This is a genomic window from bacterium endosymbiont of Bathymodiolus sp. 5 South (assembly GCF_900128535.1).
Lineage (GTDB): Bacteria > Pseudomonadota > Gammaproteobacteria > PS1 > Pseudothioglobaceae > Thiodubiliella.
Genome location: NZ_FQTR01000220.1, coordinates 1 through 2236 on the forward strand (window position 1 = coordinate 1; position 2236 = coordinate 2236).

At 38.6% G+C, this 2236-nt stretch carries 3 protein-coding genes; all 3 read left to right on the plus strand.

From position 1 onward, the window contains the following. The first annotated feature begins 142 nt into the window (after positions 1-142). The gene (gene hisS / locus BBROOKSOX_RS10190) at positions 143-1411 is read left to right on the plus strand and encodes a histidine--tRNA ligase (protein WP_139661634.1); all 1269 of its coding nucleotides are present in this window, start codon (positions 143-145) and stop codon (positions 1409-1411) included. Next, a complete protein-coding gene (locus BBROOKSOX_RS10195) occupies positions 1408-2025 on the plus strand; it encodes a YfgM family protein (protein WP_139661636.1) in 618 nt (205 codons plus the stop codon). The genes hisS and BBROOKSOX_RS10195 overlap by 4 nt, the downstream gene beginning before the upstream one ends. A 19-nt stretch (positions 2026-2044) precedes the next feature. Then, the coding region (locus BBROOKSOX_RS10200; protein ID WP_180323995.1) for a GTPase at positions 2045-2236 on the plus strand (192 nt) is incomplete at its 3' end.

The window sequence follows — 2236 nt, forward strand, 5'->3', positions numbered from 1 at the left end:
TTATGAAATATAGTCATAGCAAAGCTATGGCTGTGTTTCATAAAATTGTCAAGTTGGTGAAAAATGGCGTTTTGATGATTATTCATATTTATGCAAAGGTCTCTCATAGTAAAATACACCCAATTTATTATTTAACTTAGCAATGTCAAACAAAATCAACGCCATCCGCGGAATGAACGATTGTCTACCCAAAGACTCTCATTTGTGGCTGTCGTTAGAAAAAATCATCTTTGATACCTTTATTGCTTATGGCTTTAAGAATATCCGCACCCCAGTCGTGGAAAAGACGGATACTTTTTGTCGTGCAATTGGTCAAACAACAGATATTGTTGAAAAAGAAATGTACACTTGGACGGATTCAAATGGCGATTTATTAAGCCTTAGACCCGAGAATACTGCCGGTGTAGTGCGTGCAATGATTGAGCATAATCTACCAAGAGAAGGCATTCAAAAAGTCTTTTATCAAGGCGCAATGTTTCGCCACGAGCGCCCTCAAAAAGGTCGTTACCGTCAGTTTCATCAAATTGGTGCTGAGGTGTTTGGTGCACATAGCGCAAAGAGTGATGCTGAGTTAATCGCCATTACGCATTCATTGTGGCAAAATTTAGGACTCAAGAATATCACTTTAGAAATCAACACACTTGGCTCTAATGAGGCGCGTGCTAACTATCGCAGCGTATTGGTTGACTATTTCACGCAACACAAAGACCAATTAGATGAAGACTCTACCAGACGCCTAACAACCAATCCACTCAGAATTCTAGATTCTAAAAATGAGGATTTGCAATCACTAATTGAAGCTGCACCTAAATTAATGGCACATCTAGACGAAGAATCCGCCAAGCACTTTGATACGTTTAAAGCCTATTTAGAATGCATGGATATTCCTTATGTTATTAACACGCGTTTGGTGCGTGGATTGGATTATTACAATCGCACCGTATTTGAATGGACCACCACTGACTTAGGTGCACAAGCCACGATATGTGCGGGTGGCCGCTACGATGGTTTGGTCGAAAAAATGGGCGGCAACCCTTGCCCCAGCGTTGGTTTTGCATTGGGTTTAGAGCGTTTGATTTTATTGATTCAAGAACAAAATTTATCAATTACTGATGATCCACTGTCTGCCTATATCGTGGCATTGGGTGATGAGGCACAAATAAAATCATTGCAAATTGCTGAGCAACTCCATGCAGCATTACCCACACTAATCCTTTATAATGATATCACGATGGGTAGTTTTAAATCACAATTTAAAAAAGCCGATAAAGCAAATGCCGATTTTGCTATTATTTTAGGAGAAGAAGAGTTAAACAACAACCAAGTAGCAATTAAGCCGCTTAAGGGTCAAGGTGAACAACAAGCAATGCGTATAGAAGACGCAATCAATTATTTAAAAGGACAAATATGAAAAATTTTATTGAAGTAGAAAAAACCGACGAAGAACAAGCCGAACAAATCAAAAAGTGGATTAAAGAAAATGCGTTGCAGATTATTATGGGTGTATCTCTGGGTTTAGGAGGGCTTTGGGGCTTTGATTATTATAAAGGACAACAACATCAACAAGATCTGCAAGCACGAGGTTACTACTTATCAGTGGTCGCTAATCCAAGCAATACTGATGCTTTAAAGGCGCTTAAAGAAAATCATGCTCAGAGTACTTACGCACAGCAAGCAGATTTAATAATGGCAAAACAAGCAGCCAACCAAGGAAATTATCAAGACGCGCTTAATTATTTATTACCATTAACCAACAGCACAAATGAATTTATCGCACAAAATGCAAAATTTAAAGCGACCAATGTATATTTAGAAATCAATGATACTGATAAAGCCCTTGATATATTAGGTGACAACACCAACAAAGCATTTAGTGCTTTGTATGACAACATCAAAGGTGATATTTATTTTGCACAAAACAACATTAAGGCAGCAAAAGAACATTACCAATCAGCAATATCTCAATTAGATAAGGATTCAAGGTTAGCGCCTTTAGTTCAAATCAAACTTAATGATTTAAACTAATTTCTAAGCGTCTTTTGCTATGCCTGTTATCTCTCTCGTTGGACGCCCAAATGTCGGCAAGTCCACCTTGTTTAATCGCCTAAGTAGGTCGCGTCAGGCGTTAGTGTCTGACTTTGAAGGCTTAACACGCGATCGTCAATACGGCGAAATTTTATTTGACGATGACAGCGAAACTTATGTCACCTTAATTGACACTGGCGGTCTAACCAAT